Annotated in this window: 14 protein-coding genes and 1 pseudogene; 10 read left to right on the plus strand and 5 right to left on the minus strand. The window is 59.9% G+C overall.

Annotated elements, in window-relative coordinates:
• The first annotated feature begins 28 nt into the window (after window positions 1–28).
• From SynRS9902_RS07255 to SynRS9902_RS07265, 3 genes are all read left to right on the plus strand, one after another.
• Entirely contained in the window at window positions 29–928 is a 900-nt protein-coding gene (locus tag SynRS9902_RS07255) for a SpoIID/LytB domain-containing protein (protein ID WP_255446061.1), read from the plus strand.
• 16 nt (window positions 929–944) lie between these two features.
• Window positions 945–1,763: a DUF4922 domain-containing protein gene (locus SynRS9902_RS07260; RefSeq protein ID WP_255446062.1), complete on the plus strand. Its 819-nt coding sequence runs from the start codon at window positions 945–947 to the stop codon at window positions 1,761–1,763.
• Between the two features lie 205 nt (window positions 1,764–1,968).
• Entirely contained in the window at window positions 1,969–2,472 is a 504-nt protein-coding gene (locus tag SynRS9902_RS07265; RefSeq protein WP_186508547.1) for a sigma-70 family RNA polymerase sigma factor, read from the plus strand.
• On the opposite strand, the gene SynRS9902_RS07270 is transcribed toward SynRS9902_RS07265, so the two are convergent.
• The gene (locus SynRS9902_RS07270) at window positions 2,457–2,642 is read right to left on the minus strand and encodes a hypothetical protein (protein ID WP_114989156.1); all 186 of its coding nucleotides are present in this window, start codon (window positions 2,640–2,642) and stop codon (window positions 2,457–2,459) included. The two genes, SynRS9902_RS07265 and SynRS9902_RS07270, sit on opposite strands and share 16 nt — an antisense overlap.
• Before the next feature lie 154 nt (window positions 2,643–2,796).
• On the opposite strand from SynRS9902_RS07270, the gene SynRS9902_RS07275 reads away from it, so the two are divergent.
• A complete protein-coding gene (locus SynRS9902_RS07275) occupies window positions 2,797–4,338 on the plus strand; it encodes a DUF3370 family protein (protein ID WP_186508549.1) in 1,542 nt (513 codons plus the stop codon).
• A 78-nt stretch (window positions 4,339–4,416) separates the two neighbouring features.
• Window positions 4,417–5,364, plus strand: coding sequence for a molecular chaperone DnaJ (locus SynRS9902_RS07280; RefSeq protein ID WP_186508551.1), 948 nt, complete (start codon window positions 4,417–4,419; stop codon window positions 5,362–5,364).
• A gap of 65 nt (window positions 5,365–5,429) precedes the next feature.
• Here SynRS9902_RS07280 and SynRS9902_RS07285 read toward each other — a convergent pair.
• Both SynRS9902_RS07285 and SynRS9902_RS07290 read right to left on the minus strand, forming a co-directional pair.
• Window positions 5,430–5,945, minus strand: a pseudogene (locus tag SynRS9902_RS07285) (YqhA family protein).
• Window positions 5,946–6,717: 772 nt separating this feature from the next.
• Entirely contained in the window at window positions 6,718–7,212 is a 495-nt protein-coding gene (locus tag SynRS9902_RS07290; RefSeq protein WP_114989152.1) for an allophycocyanin subunit alpha-B, read from the minus strand.
• Window positions 7,213–7,312: 100 nt separating this feature from the next.
• Here SynRS9902_RS07290 and rlmD point away from each other — a divergent pair, with 100 nt between their 5' ends.
• Window positions 7,313–8,710 (plus strand): 23S rRNA (uracil(1939)-C(5))-methyltransferase RlmD, encoded by a 1,398-nt coding sequence (gene rlmD, locus SynRS9902_RS07295; RefSeq protein ID WP_186508553.1) that lies wholly within the window; start codon window positions 7,313–7,315, stop codon window positions 8,708–8,710.
• On the opposite strand, the gene pheT is transcribed toward rlmD, so the two are convergent.
• Window positions 8,700–11,123, minus strand: coding sequence for a phenylalanine--tRNA ligase subunit beta (gene pheT / locus SynRS9902_RS07300; RefSeq protein ID WP_186508555.1), 2,424 nt, complete (start codon window positions 11,121–11,123; stop codon window positions 8,700–8,702). The genes rlmD and pheT overlap by 11 nt on opposite strands.
• Window positions 11,124–11,251: 128 nt before the next feature.
• Here pheT and rpmG point away from each other — a divergent pair, with 128 nt between their 5' ends.
• From rpmG to SynRS9902_RS07315, 3 genes are read left to right on the plus strand one after another with little or no spacing between them, the layout of a single operon-like run.
• Window positions 11,252–11,446, plus strand: coding sequence for a 50S ribosomal protein L33 (gene rpmG, locus SynRS9902_RS07305; protein WP_006851071.1), 195 nt, complete (start codon window positions 11,252–11,254; stop codon window positions 11,444–11,446).
• A 38-nt stretch (window positions 11,447–11,484) separates the two neighbouring features.
• Entirely contained in the window at window positions 11,485–11,706 is a 222-nt protein-coding gene (gene rpsR / locus SynRS9902_RS07310; RefSeq protein ID WP_006041316.1) for a 30S ribosomal protein S18, read from the plus strand.
• Window positions 11,707–11,716: 10 nt separating this feature from the next.
• Window positions 11,717–13,747: a ribonuclease catalytic domain-containing protein gene (locus tag SynRS9902_RS07315; protein WP_186508557.1), complete on the plus strand. Its 2,031-nt coding sequence runs from the start codon at window positions 11,717–11,719 to the stop codon at window positions 13,745–13,747.
• On the opposite strand, the gene SynRS9902_RS07320 is transcribed toward SynRS9902_RS07315, so the two are convergent.
• Window positions 13,735–15,522 carry an FAD-dependent oxidoreductase gene (locus tag SynRS9902_RS07320; protein WP_186508559.1) on the minus strand — a complete coding sequence of 596 codons (1,788 nt, stop codon included), beginning with the start codon at window positions 15,520–15,522 and terminating at the stop codon, window positions 13,735–13,737. The genes SynRS9902_RS07315 and SynRS9902_RS07320 overlap by 13 nt on opposite strands.
• Before the next feature lie 86 nt (window positions 15,523–15,608).
• Here SynRS9902_RS07320 and metG point away from each other — a divergent pair, with 86 nt between their 5' ends.
• Window positions 15,609–17,153 carry a methionine--tRNA ligase gene (gene metG / locus SynRS9902_RS07325; RefSeq protein WP_186508561.1) on the plus strand — a complete coding sequence of 515 codons (1,545 nt, stop codon included), beginning with the start codon at window positions 15,609–15,611 and terminating at the stop codon, window positions 17,151–17,153.
• Window positions 17,154–17,159 lie beyond the last annotated feature (6 nt).

Genomic DNA, 17,159 nt, shown 5'->3' on the forward strand with positions numbered 1-17,159 from the left:
TCTAGCGGAAATCAGGCATCATCGGCTGGTGGCTCTGACAGCAGTTCTGGTGCCGATGCGCTGTCATTTCTGGCTCCCGGCCGCGATCGGAAGTCTTTTCATGGCGGCTTTGATCGGCTGGTTGGCTCGGCCGCTCTCACAGCGGCCTGATCAGCTCAGATCAAGCTTGGCTGATCTGCTCGATCACGATTCAACCGTTGGTTCGAGCGTGGTTCCAAAGGTGCCGCCTGGTGCTGACCATGTGCCCCTGGAGATCCGCGTCGGTTTGGTCAGCCAGAGCCCTATCACCGCCTTCCGACCCGGACCCAAGGTGCGCTGTCGCCACCAGCACGGCGATGTGATCCCTGCCCAAGAGCTGATGAAGAGGATCGCTTCCTCACCTCAGCGTGAGATTCATTGCTCCGGTGGACCTGTTCAGATCAACCAGCAGCATTATCAAGGCGATGTATCACTGCTGAAAGGCCAAGGTGATTGGCTGCCGGTGGTCTCGCTTGATCTGGAGACCTACGTGGCCTCAGTGGTTGGCGCCGAAATGCCCAGCAGTTGGCATGGGGAAGCTCTCAAGGCGCAAGCCGTTGCAGCCCGCTCCTATGCGATGGCCCATCTCGCCCGACCGGCAACGACGGCGTATCACCTGGGGGATACAACCCGTTGGCAGGTATTTGCAGGGGAGCAAAGCACCACCCCGGCCAGTCGTTCAGCAACACGGGAAACCCGCGGGATCATCCTGAGCTACAGCGGCGGCATTGTGGAAAGCCTTTATGCGTCAGATGCGCAGGTGAGTGCTGAAACCCATGGCCATCTCGGCGCCAGCATGAGTCAATCAGGGGCACAGCAACTTGCCCATCAGGGACTCCCCTTCAATGCCATTCTCGGCAGGTACTACGCAGGAGCTTCGCTGGCACGGTTGACATGGCATGAACAGTGAACTGCTTCGAAAAGCGATGGAGGTCACGGTTGCATCGACCGCATCCGGAGCTCTTGTTCCGCTCGACACCTCATTGAGCCATCTGGTCGGTGAAAGAGGCTGTCGCTTTGAGTTGCGCCACCTCCTCAGCGCCACACCAAAACACCTTCGAGCATCGGGTCCAAAGCCAAATCCGTTTCTTCCCTGGGACCAACGTCTGGAGGTTGACCGGATCGGTGAATCCCACGTCGTAATCCTGAACAAATATCCCGTTCAGACCTCCCACATGTTGCTCATCACCCAGGACTGGCAACCCCAGACCGGTTGGTTGTCCCTGGAGGATTGGCACTCCCTCGCCAGGATTGATGCCACGACGACGGGGCTGTGGTTCTTCAACAGCGGGCCTGATGCCGGCGCCAGTCAGCCCCATCGACATCTGCAGTTGTTACCGCGGTCAGAAGGGGAGCGGATCTGTGCTCGGGACGATTGGTTCCGTTGCTGTGCGGCTGGCACAACCACGTCTGCTCAGGATCCTCTGTTGCGCAGTGCACGGGTCGCAGCGATCAGTTCAACCCTGACGGGTGAAATGCTTCAAGCGTTGTATCTCGCCCTAGCTGAAGACCTCGGTCTGGGGCACCCCTGCACCGATGAATGTCCTCGAGGGGCTTACAACCTGCTGATCACACGGCAGTGGATGGCCATGGTTCGCCGCAGCAGGGAGGGAATTCGAGGCTTCAGTGTCAACGCCCTCGGCTTCGCCGGATCCTTATTGAGCACCGAAGTCTCCGATCGAGAGTGGATTCATCGTTCTGGACCGGAGGCCCTGCTTCAAGCTGTTGTTGACACGCAGGACTGAAAAGTTCGGTGATGGCACGGATGTCTTGACTTGCTTCTCTCTGCCAAGGCTGGAGATGCAACTCACAACCATCCATTGGACAAGACCTGCCTCAAGCGTCGGAACCGTCAAATTCAGGACAACCTGCATCTGGTTCAACCCATTGCCCGTCATTACGCCCAACAGACAGGCCTAGAAAGCGACGATCTCCTGCAAGTGGGGTGCCTTGGCCTGGATCAAGGCCTACAACCGCTACGACGCCCAGCGGGGGGCTCCCTTTCCAAGCTTCGCCAAACCGCACATTCGGGGAGCGATTCTCCACTTCCTTCGCGACAGAGTCGGATTGATACGACTCCCCAGGGCCGTTGAAGAACGGGCCATGCAGATGATGCGCAGTTCGGAGGGCTCTGCTCTGAGCCCAGCCGATGCCCTCGTGGTTGACCACTACCGCAGCAAGCAGCACTGGGTGGAATTCAACGACGACGTTCTCGACGACACAGCGCAAGGGATGGATCTGGTCGAACGCTCAGAGACCTGCAGGGTGAACAAGCTCTTCCGCAACCTTGAAAACGACGACCAATGTGCGCTGCAGATGGTCGTCATTGATGGGATGAGTCTGAGGAAGACAGCGCGACTGCTTGGGGTTTCAGCGATGACAGTTCAGAGGCGCGTGAAACGCGGCCTCAACACCATCGCAAAGCAGTTGAACGCCGCTCAGCCGGACGCCTGAGCATCGCGATCCATCTGTTCCTGAAGAGTTTTGATGGCGGCATTCAGGGCCGACAGCTGCCGTTCAGCACCATCACGCCAGAACCGCAGCATCGACAACTTCCGTTCCTGATGCTGGCGACGCAGGCTTGTGTGATCGGTGCTGGGGCTACAGCAGAACGGAGGAAGCATTTCAGCGTCGACGCTGAGCCCATGCTGACCGATTTTCAGGCACGGTGTGACTCATCAATCTGTTGGCTGTCTCAGAAGGTGGAACTACGTTGTGAATTGAGAGCATCCACATCGTGGTGTCGACGTTGCTCCGAACACCACAACAGCAAGCCGCATGAGTCTCAGGCAAATCCAAATCTTGGTCTTGACCTGCGTCTCGCTTGCGGGTTTTGAGTGCGTGCCTCAGCGCAACGCTGAGGCCTACGTCGCGCTCATGGCAGGTCAAAAGGCACGACCTCTCAACGGCACCTTCAACAATGTTCCGGTTCTTCATTCCAATCAACCGGAGATCGTCACCGGGCCCGGAATCCTGGTGAACACGGCTGCGGGCTCAGCCATCACTGCGGAGTCGAACCAGCCGCTTCGCAATGCCGCCCACACCTTCAACGGTGAGTTCGGCGTTCATATGCATCACAAGTACTACCCCAAAGACCAAGTCAAGTTGGGGGGGCGTCGATCCAGAGGCTTGATGACCCTGGCACTGATCGCGACGAATCCCGGGTCAAGCCCGATCACACTGAAGTTCGATCGAGGCTCCGTCAAAAACAGTTTTGAAGCGCCATATCACCCGGGTCGTTTGATGGGGGTCAAACCCCTTGGGAAGCGTCCTTGGAACACAGGGCCAGGCGATGCCACCGCCGTTCAACTGCTGCGCGGTGAACTGGACCGGAAATTACCCGAACAGGTCGTGATTCCGGCAGGAGGGCAGAGGGTTGTGGTGCGCACGGTGCTCCCTGCCCGTGGCATCGCCAACGGGCTGCTGAGGGGACGCAGCAATGGTCCTTTCACGATGGCTGTCGTTGCCGCCGAGCAATCAGCACAGGATGCCGATCTGTTCGCGGTGCTGCAGTCGGGGCGACTGGCACCGGGAAGGATTTATCTCAACCGGATTCGCGAGATCCAGCTGGGTCGTGTTTTTTCCAGGGTGGCCGGCGTTGCCCTGGGAGATGCCTACAAAGCTGAGATCAGCCATGACCTCAACCAGGGGCCACTCCACGTGCCCCTGACCAGCACGAAGCGGCATCACTTCGGCACCAGCGATGTTCAGGTCAATCCGTTGACCACACGGATGGTTGATTCCGCTTTGAACAACGTCGGCACCTATGGGGTTCGCTACGACGTGACCCTCAATGTGGCTGGTGCAGGGCCCCATCAACTGGTGCTCAGTCATCCGGTTGTGTCTGGCAAGAAGACGTTCACAGCCTTCCGTGGATCGCTGCAGATTCGTCAGGACCGGACCCTTCAAGAGGTTCACGTGGGCATGCGCTCAGGGGAGAGCCTGGCCCTGGCTGATCTCAACCTGGTTCCTGGAACGCGCAAGGCAGTGAAGGTGAGCTTGGTTTATCCGGCTGATGCCACCCCAGGCCATCTCCTCAGTGTGGTTCCCGTTCAGCAGCTGGCCATGCTTCATCGCCGCAAGCAACAACAGCGGGACGCCCAGGTCAAAATCGCGGACAGTAAATCCCGCATGGTGGGGCCGAAGACCGCTCCTCCTCCACCTGAAGCCAAGCCTGTTGTTGTGAAACCTGCAGCTGCGAGGCCAGCATCTGTGAGGCCGGCTCCTGTGATTCCTGCTGTGGTGCCTGTCGCCCGACCCGGTTACGGCGATGTGATTCGATCTCAGCAGCAGTGGTTGCTCCAGCTTCAGGGTCGATAACCTGCCCAAAGGTGGATTGAACTTTTGAGCGGCGAGGACTCAAAACGTCAACGCATCTCTGTGGAGATGTCGGAGCCCATGGTCGCGTTGATTGACCAGCTCAAGGGTGAATACGGAGCACGTTCCCGGGGCCGGGTGCTCGAAATGCTCCTCCAGGATCTGCTCGACCCTGGGGATGCAGCTTCGGATGCTGAGGTCACCCCTCCCAAGGACGATGCTGATCCGGCGGTCGCCAGTGGGCCCGATGAGGTCACCAGTCTCGTTCTGATCTCAACGGGGAACCAACAGCAAGGGCGTGAAGACGCTCCAACCTCGGCCTCTGGGCTTCCTTCGGGAGGTGGCTCCTCAGGCATCGACCTGCCGGGGTTCGTCAGCAAGCGCACCAGTCAGCTGAAAGCGACGCTGCGCTCTCCGCAGCAACGCGATTCCCCTCAGAACGACCCCCTTGTCTCAACGGTGGACCTCGCCGATCTAAGAGAGGCCAGTGCTGCAGCAGAAGAACACTGGAGGTCTCTCTATGGCCAACCACCGGGCCCAACCGTGATTGAAGCGGCCATGACCTGGCTGGCCCGAGATGTCTGGTCCAGCACCGATGCCAGTGATGGGCGTCCATTCACCTGGTCTGCTGCCAATGCAGCCGTTGAGACACTCTGTGCCAGCTGGGAGTCAAACGATCCATCGCTGGGTCGGGTGATGGTCGTGGCTGGCGCTCTTGAGGACCCCTTCGCCACGTCCTCATTGGCTGAACGGATGCCGACCCTGATCCGCCGCTTTGTGAACCGTTTCCGCCGCAGCAGACAGGTCACATCCTTCGAAACCCTTGAGTCGACCATGACGGTGCATGGGGCTCTCAAGCTGTTGGGTTTATCAACCCAAGCAGGGACTTCGGTCACACTGAGCTCCATTCGGGAGGCTTACAAGCAACGGGCGCTTGAAGAACATCCTGATGCGGGTGGATCCACCGATGCAATGCGCCGACTCAATGAGGCCTATCGGCTGCTGCGTGAGCTGTACAGAAACCGTTGACCGCTTGTCTCAGCTGAGACTCATTGCAAGTCCAAGTTTGTGTCTTGCCTGAGCCGGCTGCTTTGTCAACCATGACCAGCTCCGTGGCTTCGAACAATCAACCAAGCACTGAGCGCCAACATGGCCACGGAGCCACACAGCGCCAATAGATCAATGGCGTTGTTCACCTCGAAGCCGATGGTCTTTTTGAACGCCGCAACAATCAGTCCCACAACAATCACATTGGACAGATTGTTCTTCAGGCTTTGGAGGCTGTTCACCGAGAGGATGTTGGTGTGCTGTTCTTCGCCACCCTCCAGGCGTGGATCAAGGTCTGAAATCACCAGTTCATAGATGCCATAGCCAAAGATCAGCAGGGCGATGCCGATCACGAACTAATCAACCCTTCCCACCATCTGGGCGATGGTTTTGGCCGCAACGCTCTTGGCCGTGAAGGGCAGGCGCATGATCACAAGGAAAGCGTTGAAGACCTCAACCGCTCCAATTACGAAGCAGCCAACGCTTCCGAGCAGGCTCAGCACCACCGGAACGATGCTGATCAGCCGAAATTTCCAGATCAGCCGTTCAAACCGACGTTCAATTCATCGCGCCGCCATGGTGCAATCAGATCATCCGTTCGCAGTCTGATCAACAGAATCTCAGGTCTTGGTTGCGACACGCTTCAGGACCCAACAAAAGTCTTATTTGCAACGAGCACTAATTCTCAAGATTCAAAAAATGGTGGTTTTTATTTGCTGCGCAGTCGAGATTGTCGCAGCGCCCTTCCTTCTGCAAAAACCATTGTCTTGATGGCTTTGTCTGTAGTCCACGCCCAGTCCAGAGGTGGCCTGTGATCGGCAAAACCGTTTGAAAACGTGGGTTTTCAGTCCTGCGTACCTGCTTTAGACACAGGTACGCAATATTGGCTCACTCTCTTGGGCCTCGAAACCTCGCATCCCGACCAGTGTCCGGCTGTTCATGCGGAATCGCTTCACAACTTCAATCACATGTTCCTCGATCAGCCGGAAGCCAAAGACATGTACCAAGTGACTCAATATAGACTTGTCATGAGTCTTGATTAGTGTCTCATTCTCGACGAATTGACACCTCGAAGCTTCATCGGTCGGCTGCTCAAGGATGTCGACCCATGGACTAGCCAGAGGCCTCACACCCTCAATAAGGCGATCGAATCAACATGAGGATGTCTGGCGCAGCTTCAACGGATGGCTGGCAGGAAAGCGGGAAACTGATCTCCACTCCATCAATATCTTTTGAGACGCACTTCTGGTCTAGAAAGCGGTCTCACTAAAGACAAATTGACAATAAAAAACCGGGCTCGAGGACCCGGCTCTCTTGAAAGCGTTCAACGTTGAATCAGGTGGACGTCTGCATGCCCTGAATCAAGAAGTCGAAATAAGGAGACGTGAGCTTCACCTGCTGTTCCGACAACAACGACAGGGACGCTTCCTTCATGCACTTCATGGCTTCAACCATTCCGGGCATCGGAACACCGAGGCTGTTGTACATCTCGCGAGCACCCACCAGACCGATCTCCTGAATCATTTCGGTGCTGCCGGCCAGAACTCCGTAGGTGATCAGACGGAGGTACCAGCTGTAGTCGCGAAGGCACTGGGCCCGCTGGCGCTGACCGTAGGCATTGCCGCCAGGGGCGACGTACTCAGGTTTGCGACCAAACAGTTGCTTGGCGGATTCGTCGACGATCTTTTTTTCGTTCTCGGTCAGAACCTTGACCACAGAAACGCGCATGGCGCCTTGGTCGAGGAAATCCACCATGGTGCGGAGTTCTCCGCTGGTGGGATACCGCAGATCGTCATCGGCCTGGAGGATGAGATCCCGGACAACGCTCATGGAACTGGGCAGGCTTCGTGGAGTTTAGTGGTCTCGACCCGTTCACCTGACCCATCACCGCCCGGGTGTTACGCCATTGCAATGGCAGGGAATCGAGAGCATGACCAAAGTCGACAGGCCGAACAGCAGTGAACCGCGGCCCGGGCTCACAATCGAGCTCGAGGCTGTTGACCTGGATCGCGACGGCAAGGGTCTGGCCCGTTGGAACAACTGGGTAATCGTCGTTCCTGATCTCTTGCCGGGGGAGCGTGCCAAGGTCCAGCTGCAGCAACGCCAGAAGTCGCGCTGGTTGAGCCGTCGGGTGGATCAGATCACGTACTCCGCAGATCGGCGCCGCCCTCCCTGCATCCTTGCCGATGACTGCGGGGGTTGCACCCTGCAACGCCTGGATGACCCCGCCCAAACCCGTTGGAAAGCCCAGCAGATTCAACAGACCATGCAGCGCATCGGGGGAATTGACGTTGCCCCTGAGCCCACGCTTGTTGATGCGGAACGCTGCTTCGGTTACCGCAACAGGGGCTTGATCCCGCTGAAGCGAGACCAGAACGGACGCTTGAAGGCCGGCTACTACCGACCGAAGACCCACAAGATCGTCAACCTGAACCACTGCCCGGTGCTCGATCCACGCCTGGACGCGTTGGTGGAGCCTCTCAAGCAGGACCTGGATGCAGGGGGGTGGCCGGCCGACCATGACCTGCTCGAAGCCCAGGGGCTGCGCCATCTCGGCCTTCGTCTGGCCAGCGCCACCGGAGACGTGTTGATCACGCTGATCAGCAGCCATGCTCAACTTCGAGGCCTTGAGGACCTCGCACAGAGCTGGGTGGAGCGTTGGCCCGCGGTGAAAGGGGTCTGCCTCAACCTTCAACCCAAGGCCAACAACCTGGTGCTCGGTCGCACCACCCATTGTCTCGCCGGTGTTCCCACCATTGAGGAACAGTTCTGCGGCATCAAGCTCGCCCTCAGCAGCACCACTTTTGTTCAGGTGAATACGCCGCAGGCGGAACGGATCGTTCAACGCCTCACAGACTGGCTTTTGACTCAGTGCGCCGGCGCACGGGTGGTCGACGCCTATTGCGGCGTCGGAACCATTGCCCTGCCCCTGGCCAAGGCCGGTTTTGATGTTCAAGGTCTGGAACTCAACCCCGACTCGGTGGAGCAGGCCCGGCTGAATGCCATGCACAACGGCCTTTCCTCCCGCTGTGCCTTTGATGCCGGCGATGTGGCCGATCTTCTCGCTGCTCAGCTGGACGACTGTCAGGCGCTGGTGTTGGATCCCCCGCGCCGGGGGCTCGATCGACGCGTGGTGGACAGCATCCTTGAGCGGCCACCTGCCGTGCTGGCTTACCTCAGTTGTGACCCCGCGACGCAAGCACGGGATCTCAAAGCACTGCTCGCCCCATCAGGCCCCTACGAGCTGGAGATGCTCCAGCCCGTGGACTTCTTCCCCCAGACAACGCACCTCGAATCGTTGGCGCTGCTGAAACGGATCAGCTCCTGAGCTCAGCCTGAAACTGCTTGCTCAAGGCGGCACGCACCTTGTCGTGAACAGGCTGAATTTTGTCGTCTGTGAGGGTTTCGTTCTTGCCGCGGTAGCGCAGACGGAAGGCCTGGCTCACTTTGTTCTCGCCCAGCTGTTCGCCCTCAAAGCGATCCACAAGTTCCACCTGCTCCAGAAGGGGTTTGCCCGCCTTGCGGATGGCTTGGATCAGATCAGCAGCTGCACTGGATCGGTCGACGATGACGGCAAGGTCCCGCTCGCTGAAAGGCACGGTTGGGTACGGCTTGAAGGATGGCGTCCAGCGGTTGCTGCGCGTGGCGGCATCCAGCAGTCGCGCAAGGTCGAGTTCGAACAGATAGGTGGCTTCTGGGAGATCGAGCTCCTCCGCCAGGGCTGGGTGAAGCTGACCGAAACAACCCAAAGGCCGTCCTTCCAACACCAGGGTGGCGGCACGACCCGGATGCAGTCGTGCGTCGTCCGTGAGGCGACGGTCAGACAGCTCCATCTGCAGGGCCTCCATCACCCTTGTGAGTACGCCACGGGCCTGGAAATAGTCGGGCGCCTGCGGCTTGCCGCTGGTGGCCCAGGTGGAGAGGCGTCGATCTCCGCAGATCACGCCACCCAGAATTCCGGTCTGCCTGACGGCCTCCGCAGATCCGCTGTAGGTGTTGCCGATCTCGAAGACAGAGCACCCCCGCTGCGACGCCTTCAGATTGCGAACACAGATCTGCAGGTGTTCTTCCCAGAGGTTTGTGCGCAGATGGCTTGTGTCGGCCAACAACGGATTGCTGATGGCGATGCGCTGTTCCTGCTCCGAAGCCGGGACGAGGGACAGGGTGGTGACCTCCTGCAGCCCTGTGGAACAGAACAGCTGCCGCAGGCGCCGTTCCGCCTGCTGGCGCGGGGTGAGGGCACCGGGCTCCAGCGGATCCGGCAAGTGAGCCTCAAACCGATCGAAGCCCACAAGACGAGCCACCTCCTCGATCAGATCAACTTCACGCTGGAGGTCTTGCCGTCTCGAGGGCGGTGCAATCACCTGCCATCCCTGCTCATGGGCTGAGAGCTGGCAACCGAGGGCTGTCAGGCAGTTTTCGATGCTGGTGTCATCGAGATTCTCCGGGCCATCGGCAGCATCAAGGGGGCCAAGCAGTTGATGGAGGGCACTGCGCCTCAACAGCACCGGTTCCGCTTCTGCGGGACCGTTACCGCCCACCCAACGGCCGCTCTCAGAGCAGGAAAACTCCTGACTCAACAAGGCCGAGGCACGCGCCGAACAGGGCAGGGTCATTTCCACAGGCAACCCTTTTTCGAAACGGCTGCTGGCATCCGTGCGCAAGCCCAGGGCCCGGGCGGACTGGCGAACCCGCGGCGGAGCAAACAGAGCGGATTCGAGCCAGATGTTCCGGGTATTGGCAGTCACCCCACTCTCGAGACTCCCCATCACACCAGCGACGGCGACGGGCCGGTCATGGCAGGTGACGACCTGCACACGGCTGTTGAGGTTTCGCTTCTGATCATCCAGACCCACGAAGATTTCCCCATCGCGAGCGGAACGGACCGCAAAACTCTTGGCGTCCACCGGTTGCCCGGTCAGTTGTTCCAGCGCATCGGCATCAAAGGCGTGGAGGGGCTGCCCCTGCTCCAGCATCACCAGATTGGTGACGTCAACCACCGCATTGACGCTGTTCACGCCACCACGCTCAAGGCGCTGCTGCAACCAGGTGGGTGAGGGCTTGGACCCGTCCACACCCTCGATCCTGGTGATCGAATAGAAGCACCCGTCCAGTTCTGCGTTCAGCGGAGTGGTGCTGGGATTGAGATCCAGCTCGGGCAGGCTCAAGCGGCCACCGGTCAGGGCCGCCACCTCGCGAGCGATACCCACCATCGAGAGGCCGTCGGGGCGATTGGCGGTGATGCCCAGCTCAAGAACGGTGTCGTCCAGTCCCAGCAGCGGGGCCACAGGCGACCCGTTGGGCGGCAAGGATTCACCTAGTTCATCCAGGATGGCGATGCCGTCGGATTGCTCCGTCAGACCCAGCTCGGTCAGGGAGCAGATCATTCCGTTGCTGGCCACACCCCGCAATTCACCGGCTTTGATCGTCAAGCCAACGGCGGGGAGGGTGGCTCCGACCATGGCCACCGGAACATGGATCCCGGCACGCACGTTGCTGGCTCCACACACGATCTGGATGGGGTCCTGAGCTCCCACATCCACCGTGCAGACACTGAGCTTGTCGGCATTGGGGTGTTTCTCCCGTTCCAGCACGTGGCCAACCACCACGCCCTGGGCCCTAGCGCTGAGGTCATCAACGTCGTCCACCTCAAAGCCCGCCATCGACAGGCGCTCGGAGAGATCGTCCACGGACTCATTCACCTGGACCAGCTGCTTCAGCCAGGAGATGGATACCCGCATCGGATCTAAGCCAGACAGCGCGCGATCTTAGGAAGTCCCCCCGGGGGGGTGCTGCTCTGAACCTGTCGGGTCAGGGGGTAAGCTCGATGTTTGTCAATTCGCTTCGCACCTGCGGCGCAACGTCCTTTATGGCCAAGAACAAGGGCGTCCGGATCGTGATCACTCTCGAGTGCACCGAATGCCGGTCCAATCCCGCCAAGCGTTCACCCGGCGTGTCTCGTTACACGACGGAAAAGAACCGCCGGAACACCACCGAACGGCTGGAGATCAAAAAGTTCTGTCCCCACTGCAACAAGTCAACGCTCCACAAGGAGATCAAGTGACCTTGCAGGTCCGTCTTTCCTCCATCCGTTCCTGAGTCATGTCCAGCTCCTTCTTCAAGAAGCGTCTTTCGCCGATCAAGCCCGGTGATCCCATCGATTACAAGGATGTGGATCTTCTCAAGAAGTTCATCACCGAACGCGGCAAGATCCTCCCCCGTCGCCTCACCGGCCTTACCGCCAAGCAGCAGCGCGATCTCACCAACGCCGTCAAGCGTGCCCGCATCGTTGCCCTTCTGCCGTTCGTGAACCCCGAAGGTTGATCCTCGGGCGTTGAACAACTCAATCCAACCCGGAGACACCGTCGCGGTTGTTCTCAAGGGTTCCCCTCTCTTCGGCCGTCTTCTGTCCATCAAGGGCAGTAAGGCGGTTCTTTCTTTTGGTGGTCAACGTCGCGACCAGGGCCTGCCCCTACGCGATTTGATTGCCATCGATCCCGAGCATCTGTTCGATGCCAGTGAACTGCCTGCCCCTGAGCAGGTGCAGGACAGCGCTCCATCAGCGCGGGCCGTCGTGGAGGCCTGGCAGCTGCTGGAAATGGATCAACCGGGGGGCATGGCTCGACTGAGCCTCTGCGAGCTGGGGGAGTTGGTATTGACCCCGTTCAACCTCGCTGGTCTGGCAGCGCTGTGGGCCTGGCTGCATGGGGACCAACAGTTGTTCCGCTGGCGTCGTGACCGTTTGATCCAGCCACTCTCCCGCGAAGAGAGGGCCACCCTCCGGCGCCAACGCCGAGTTGAGCGGCAGGCGCAACAACATGAACAACGGCAGCTCGTATTGCTGCGGGCAGAGCGAGGCCTCAGCGACGATGAACGCCTGGAGCTGGACCCGGTTTGGGACGAGCGCTTCAGCCACTGGATTCAGTTGCTGAAAGACAATCCCGCTGCGGTGGGTTCCGACCTGGATCTCCAGCAGTGGTCGGCAGCGTTGTCGATTGGATCAGATGCCGCCGATCTGCGGCAGTGGTTGATCGTGCGTGGGTTGCTCGATCCCAATGAGCCCATTGGCCTGAGGGGCAGCGTCTGGTCCCGCTGTTTTCCCTCTGATCTGGTGGAGGAAGCGAATCGTCTTGTTGCTCTTTCGAATGAAGAGCGACCTGGGGATGAGCAACGCATCGACCTCACTCACCTGGCCACCTACAGCCTGGACGATGCGGGCACTCGAGAAATTGATGACGCGCTCTCGCTGGAGCGTCGTGATGGCGTCGATTGGATCTGGATCCACATCGCTGATCCCAGCCGTCTGATCGACATTGACTCCCCCCTTGATCAGGAAGCCAGACGTCGAGCCACCAGTTTGTATCTGGCGGAGGGTGTAATGCCCATGCTCCCTCTGGAGCTGGCGGCCGGTCCCCTCAGTCTTCGGGCTGGCCAGCGTTGTGCAGCCCTGAGTGTGGCCGTTCGCCTTGATGACGATGGTGCCGTCGCGGAACAACGGATTGCACGCAGCTGGATCCGACCCCGCTATGGCCTTACCTACACCGATGGTGATGAGCTGATCGAGTTGGCACCACCAGGGGATGAAGCTCTCTCGGATCTCTCCGGACTCTTGATGTTGCGCATGCGCTGGCGCCTATCCAAAGGAGCCGTGATGTTCGACCGGCCTGAAGGACGCTTCCGTTGCAGCGATGGGGCCTTGACGCTTCAAGTGATTGACCCTTCACCCTCTCGCCTGATGGTGAGTGAAGCGATGCTGCTGATGGGGGCTGTTGTGGCCGGCTTCGGGCAAGAGCACAGCCTGCCGTTGCCCTTCCGCAGTCAGCCTGCGGCGGAGCTGCCCTCCAGCGATGAACTCGATCGAATCCCCGAGGGACCAGCCCGTGATGCGGCGATCAAGCGCTGCTTGAGCCGAGGTATGCAGGGCACGCGAGCCATCCCCCATTTCAGCCTCGGGCTTGAGGCCTATGTGCAGGCAACGTCACCGATTCGACGCTACGCCGATCTCATCGCCCACCGGCAGATCATTGCCCAGCTCTCGGAGCTTACGCCGATGGACGAAGAACGTCTGAGGGAAGTGATCGATGACCTCTACGATCCATTGCGCCAATCCATTCAGATCAGCCGTGAGGATCAGCGCCACTGGCAGCAGGTGTGGTTCGCCGAGCATCACAACATCGTTTGGTCAGCCGTATTCCTCCGCTGGCTGCGCCCGCAGGATCGCTTGGCCCTGGTTCATGTGAGCGAGCTGGCCATGGATCTGGTCGGTTGTGTGTCTGCAGCAGACCCTGCTCCTGGCGACGCTCTTGAACTCAGGGTGGGGCGTGCTGACCCGGTACGCGGTGAGCTGCAGCTTCAGTTGGCTTGATCCAGAACTCCGGTGATCCGCACCCAGGGCCCCCAGGGATTTTTGACGCCGCGGAGGTTCAGGGTTCGGCCCGAATGATCCTCGTCGGATAGCCAGCGATGGATTGCCGGTTCCAGGGTGATCAGGGGCCAGACCCGTTCAGCGGTTCCCAATTGGTAGCCCTCCTTGAGGTTGCCGGTGAGCACGCCACTGAGGACAACCTCATGGGCCTGATTTGGCGCCTGGTTCACATCAGGTGGAATCAGCATGCTGGCGCGTGGGCCTGAAAGGCGGCCCATGGCGTCCAGGTGTTCAGGCTGAGCCAAGCCCTGCTCCTGTGCCTTGACCCAGTGCGGATGCCAGAGGGGCCAGTCCCAGATTGGGAGGACTGCTGCAGGGGCCTGCGGCTCGTGGACCAGGGCTGACTGGATGGCCTCAACTTGCAGATCAGCAGGGTTACAGCCCTGGCGAACCGCCATGGCCGCCGCCAGACCCGCCACCTGGCCCAGATTGAGGATCAAAGGCTGCAGGCGCGTGGCCCCATTGGCCATGTGGCTGACGCTGAAGCCTTTCTCGGCCATCACGAGGTTGGGGATCGAGTCTGAGATCAGGGCATCGAAGGGGATGCAGAAGGGTGTACCGCTCCAACGTCCTCCCCAACGCACACTTTTCGGCGCGAGGGGCCAGTCCTCGCCCGGGTAGTGATGGTCATTGGCATAGGTGCCCACAGCGATGCTGGTGCAGCGTCCCTTGGCATCGATGGGGAGCGGTCCTCGCAGGGCTTCTGTGGAGATCGGCAAGAGGTCGCGTTCCGTGACCGTTATGCGCCCCATCAGCCGCCGACTTTCTCGCCAGTACGGCATCAACGCCAGGCTGGGATCGGTTCCCGGGAAGGCGTTGCCGGCAGTGATCCAACCACCGCTGCATTCCTCCAGCGCCGCCAGGAAATCCTTGCTGTGCCGCTGCATCTCCTGGGCCAGTTCCGCACGAACCTCGCCATCAGTACTGAGAGCTCGATCGAGGCCGTTGTGCCAGTCGTTGCCCTCCAGGGGCCAATTGAGCATGACCAGGCCGCTGGGCAGACGGCCATAGGTGATGGTTTTCTCGAGGCCGAAGCTGGCGGTGCTCCGATCGAAAGGAATCTGCGGGATCGCTGCGGCATGGCGCGGAGCGAGTTCCCCATGCAATTGGCCCATCACCACCCAGGTGGGTGACTGAATTGGTTGCTCTTGAAAAAATGCTTCGCTCTCAAGCCGGGATTGCTCTGGGGCGCTGGGTTCATCCCAGATCTCCTTGGCTTCCCACCCCCAGCGGAAGGGGGCGGACGACAGGGCAAGCAGATCACCCAGATCGCTGCCATCCACAAACACGTCGGCGGAAAAGCTTTCGACGCCATTGGCGCTGTGCATCTCCACAGACTGGAGGCGACCCTGCTGGCCGTGAACCTGTTCCAGCCTGCAGTGGGGACGCCAGTCCAGCCTGGGCTCAGCCGCCACCCAGCGTTGCAGGATCCGTTCGGCTGTTTGCGGCCTGTATCCGAAACAACTCACCCAGTTGTGGTCGAGCCCGCTCGGCTCCTCCAACTCCAACTGCCGCAGAAAGGCGCCCCAGATCCCGGTTTGCCAACAGGTCAGTTCATGGCCATCCGGGGCACAGACTCCTGCTGAACTCACCATGCCCCCCAGCCAGGGGCCAGGGGTGAACAGTGTCGTGTCTGCTCCTGATCTTGCGCTCTGCAGCGCAGCAGCAACGCCGCCGCAGCCACCACCCCAGACCACCACGTCGCGGTGCGTCATGACGAGGGCTGTTTGGCGTGGAGCGAGATGGGCATGCTCGTTAGAGTCTGTCGTCGCTGCGGTGCAGCGGAGTTCGAACTTTTCTGATGCCTTACACCCTTACGACTCCGCTCTATTACGTCAACGATCGTCCCCATCTGGGCAGCACCTACACGACCCTGGCCTGTGATGCCTTGGCTCGCTTTGAGCGGCTGCAGCTGGAGAAGGTGACCTTCGTGACCGGTGTTGATGAGCACGGCCAGAAGATTCAGCGCACGGCAGAACGTCAGCAGCTGAGCCCCCAGGACCACTGCGACAAGGTCAGCAGCCGGTACCGCGATCTCTGGAATCAGTGGGGGATTTCTAACGATCGGTTTGTGCGCACCACCAACCCGCGCCACCTGGAATTGGTGGAACAGTTCTACGAAAGGGTCAAGGCATCCGGCGACATCGTTGTCGGCAAGCAGACCGGCTGGTACTGCGTCGATTGCGAGGAATACAAGGATGATCCGGCCGAAGCGGAATCGCCCTCCTGTTCGATCCATCGCAAGCCTCTCGAATGGCGCGATGAGGAGAATCTGTTCTTTCGGCTCTCCCGCTATCAATCCGCCATTGAGGAGTTGGTTGCTCGGGACGACTTCATCGCCCCTGCCAGCCGACGACAGGAAGTGCGCAATTTCGTCGCTCAAGGTCTGCGCGACTTCTCCATTTCGCGGGTGAATGTGTCCTGGGGACTTCCGGTCCCCGACCATCCAGGCCACACCTTCTACGTCTGGTTTGATGCCCTGCTGGGTTATCTCACAGCGCTTCTTGATGATGGCGAAGCGGTATCGCTCGATCGGCTCGCCTCCTGTGGTTGGCCCGCCTCCGTGCACGTGATCGGCAAGGACATCCTTCGCTTCCACGCTGTGTTCTGGCCTGCCATGTGCATGTCTGCAGGACTGCCGGTGCCGCAAAAGGTGTTCGGCCATGGCTTCCTGACCCGTGAGGGTCAGAAGATGGGCAAATCCCTCGGCAATGTGCTGGACCCGGAACTGTTGCTGGAGCGATGCGGCAGCGATGCCGTTCGTTGGTACCTCCTGCGCGACATCCAATTCGGAGACGACGGCGATTTCCAACAGCAACGCTTTGTTGATCTGGTCAACAACGATCTGGCCAACACCATCGGCAACCTGCTGAATCGCACCTCGTCGATGGCGCGCAAATGGTTCGATGACGGCGTTCCCCCGGCAGGAGCAGCCTCATGTGCTGACCATCCCCTGGCCCTCAAGGCTGCGGAAACCGTCAGCACGGTGATGGAGGCAATGCCGCAGCTCGCGTTCAAGACCGCGGCCGAGTCGATCCTTCAGTTGGCCATTGCCGCGAACGGTCATCTCAATGACACGGCTCCCTGGAGTCGCATGAAGGAGCCCGGTCAAGAGCAGAGCGTGGCCGAGGATTTGTTTGCTGTGCTGGAAACCACCCGCATCGTTGGACTCCTGCTTGCCCCGCTCTTGCCCGACCTCAGCGAGCGGATCCTTTCTCAACTTGGGGAAAACCTGGATCCAGACAACTGGTCGAAACAGCTGAATTGGGGCAGGCTGTGCAGCGGTTCCGCGCTGCCGAAGCCAACACCGGTGATGCAGCGGTTGGAACTGGATGAACCGCTCTGAACAAAG

The sequence above is a fragment of the Synechococcus sp. RS9902 genome (assembly GCF_014279635.1).
GTDB lineage: Bacteria > Cyanobacteriota > Cyanobacteriia > PCC-6307 > Cyanobiaceae > Parasynechococcus.